The sequence below is a fragment of the Methanospirillum sp. genome (genome assembly GCF_035560735.1).
GTDB lineage: Archaea > Halobacteriota > Methanomicrobia > Methanomicrobiales > Methanospirillaceae > Methanospirillum.
Genome location: NZ_DATMYY010000312.1, coordinates 1 through 3,330 on the forward strand (window position 1 = coordinate 1; position 3,330 = coordinate 3,330).

Below are 3,330 nucleotides of genomic sequence, written 5' to 3' on the forward strand. Positions count from 1 at the left end.
TGTTTTCCTATGACCATACAAATCCCACGTCGTCGATTTTTTTGTGGGTAATGCGATGTCACGTACCATTGCCATTTCAGATGTGGACATCCATTTTTTCTGCACCGATCTGTCAATAATCTCATTTTTACCCCCCAAAGGTATCCCACCCTAATTCTCCCAACCACCACCCTGAAGAGGCCAGAAACAGAAAATATTAATGAGAGAATCCAATGTCCTCCATCTGCTTTGCCTTCTCATAACATAAATTGCATAATTTTGTATGATCTATTGGATTAGACCATTCTGCCGAATTTATTTTGCAAAGATCGCAGGTTCCGATACATACGTCCCGATGAACCAATCGCTGAGTATTTGTAACTCCTGGAAGCATTGTGAGAGACGTTACTTCCCGCGATACCGCTCTTTGATAACAGGAAAAACAAAGCATTCTTTTACGAACTTCTGAAGTTTCACATTGAATGTCAGATCTTTTTTCCTGATACTGAACAGGTTTCTTCCCACAAACAGAGCAAGGCAGAGATTTTGGGAATCCATCAATATGAACAAACTTCTTTGGATCTATAGAGGAAAATGAACACCCACTTTGCATCTTTTCTTTCTCATCGCCGGTGTCCGACACATGGTCATCAGATAAACACATTGTATCTTCTTCCTTGAAACAGTCTAAGGTGTTCTCTTTATTTTCTCCAGATGATGCAATCTGGTTATTATCACCATTAGAATCCGAGTATGGACTGTCCTCATCCTTTACAAGCCAAACACTACCTCCTTTCTTCCATGAATCATAGAGTTGCTGATCCCAGCGATAGACGGTTGTACGTCGTGTTGTGGTCTGTCCATCGTCTCCTTTAATAACTGTTCGATCTAGATATGATACTGCAGGGCATTTGGAGAGAATTCCAGAATAGGTCTTTCCATGTGAATTGTATCCATGAAAGAGCTTCGCAATCGAACTGCTTGTCCACCCACTTTTTCGTTGAAGCTCTGCTATTGTCACTTCATGATGTCCGTATAAAGAAAGTGTTGAGACAAGGGCTGCTTCTCGTTTGGTTAATTTGCTCCCCTGACTCCCTGTTTCTCCATTTAGAGCCATGAAGAGTTTTGCAGCTTCATTAAAATCTTCAATAGTTGCAACAATACATGGAGAATCATTGATTACCTGGCGTTCCCTTTGATATTGAAATATTGCTGCATGAGTTCGAATGAGATCTAGTAACATATCAGGATTACGACGGTTTTCTGCTGATTGAAATCTTATTCGTGTAGCATATGGAATTACCACCCAGACAGCATTCAATTTTTTCCACATCTGCTGACAGATTCTGATGTCTTCATCTATATTTGGAGTGACACCCGGCAGTTGACCAGCCTCAAACAATGTTTTTTCCAAAACCTTCTGATCCTGTTCTTCTGTATCATCAATCCAACAGGTTAGCATTCTGTTAAACACCTGATCGTCGCCAACCCCCTCTACTTTTGCAAGCCACCATACGCATCGTTCTGGAATAATACAGGTCTGGGGTTTTCTATCCTTGTTTACTGTTCGGTATGGAAATGGTTTTTGAAACGATGATGTAACGCCTTTGAGTATTTCCTGCATCTGATCAGACAGACTCACATCATCAAGTGAGATAACAGTGCCAGCTACTAAATTTTCCATATAAAAGAGAGCTTTATCACTCACACGACCATCAATTCTATATTCTGGAGGAACCAGGGATCTCATAGTCTCCATTGCATGGGATTTCCCTTTTCCCGATTCACCTGATATTGAAACATGAAGACCCTTACTGTTCAGTACAGTGCGAGAGATAAGTGAATGGGCAAGACAGCAGGCAACCTGACGATCACCTTCATGTCGCTTGCTAAATGTTTCAAGGACTAATGCCAGGGGATCTCCATTTGTAAGGATATCCATTGTTTTGGATGTAAGTATGTCCTCAACTGGAGAAGTATCACTGGCAGATATTTCGTTATCATGTAACCGCCCTTCGGCCTCGAATTTAGCCCTTATTCGAGCAGAGATTTGCTTTTTTAATTTAATTTCTATATCCTCACGTGGTGGATCATACCGCTGCCGAAGTTCTGCCCAGCGTTGCTTTCCTCCCCCGCACGAATCATGGTGACATCCAGCAAAAATGGCACCGCTTTCAAACTGAATAGCATACGCTCCATCTGAGTGCGAATCTGAAAACGGACATGTATCAAGAACATACAAAGTTCCTCCAAAATATGGTTTGGCTGTGTATGTCAGATTAAAACGATTAAACCATTTTGCTAAATCTAATACATGATCACCAACTGCTTCCTTTGATTCACGAGTTCGTGATCTATTTCCACCTTTACATCCTGATTCACGGGGTGCAGGCTGATAAATCGAAAGTAGTTCTGTTAATGTTTCTGCATCAAGTAACCTGGATCTTGGTGGTAAAGCAAGAACCCGTGAAATTCGATGAGGCCGGTCAGGCAGGTTATCTCCTTTACGAGAAATTGTTCCATACACTTTCCAGATCCGAGCAGCGTTGAAGTTAGCTGTATCAACTCTGCATCTGCTGTTTGAAAACCTGATATCAAGTAATTCAAGAATTTGTTGAATTAGAATTTTGCTCTGATCATCATTTGGCAATTCAATAGGATAGAGAAGATGAGCTCCATTCCCTGAGTCAGCGACAAGCGGTTCTGGCCAGTTAAGTCCTGAAAGAAAAGAGGATATTGTTTCGGCGAGACTGAGTGCTGAAGCATGCTCTTCTTCAGATGAGGAGACACCTGATGGCCGCACTGGATCAATATCAATAGGAAGCCATCGTCTTCGTATAATATCTGCATCTGCAGTAGAAGAATCCTTTTTTCCCAGCCGGTATTTAATCCGATTTGCTCTACGTGCTAATAAGGCCGGGTTGACTTCATTTAATGTAGCATAAATACCAGTAACGTGTTTATCAGTTTCACGATTCAGGAGATCTGTTGCTGCTGTCTGAAAATTATCATAGTATCCTGATGAAATACCTTCTTCAGAGATGATCCTGATTTCTATGACCTGCCCTGGTTCATAAAGATACTGAAGAAGTGCAGTTATCCCAGCAAGTCTGGCATTATCAGTCATCGTTACCCCCAGAATTACAGAGGAGATGATTCAAGCCAATTGAGTCTTTTCTTTCTTTCAGGTAAGATCTCTTTGGGTTAATCATTTGTCATGAAAAACCCGGTCTCTCAGTACCGGGTCAACCATTTTCTGGATCTGGTTCTTGAAGAATAACAGCTGCTTCTCGCAATATTTTTAAAACCTCTTCAATCGAAGTCTTTCTTGGAACCTTCACGTAGACTTTC

The 3,330-nt window shown here is 41.4% G+C and carries 1 protein-coding gene; it reads right to left on the reverse strand.

What is annotated here, in order from left to right:
- Window positions 1-196: 196 nt before the first annotated feature.
- Window positions 197-3,106 carry a hypothetical protein gene (locus tag VN429_RS09185; RefSeq protein ID WP_325632435.1) on the reverse strand — a complete coding sequence of 970 codons (2,910 nt, stop codon included), beginning with the start codon at window positions 3,104-3,106 and terminating at the stop codon, window positions 197-199.
- Window positions 3,107-3,330 lie beyond the last annotated feature (224 nt).

Coding starts and splice junctions, on each gene's coding strand:
- VN429_RS09185 (WP_325632435.1), bottom strand. CDS start 3,106: ATGACTGATAATGCCAGACTTGCTGGGATAACTGCACTTCTTCAGTAT.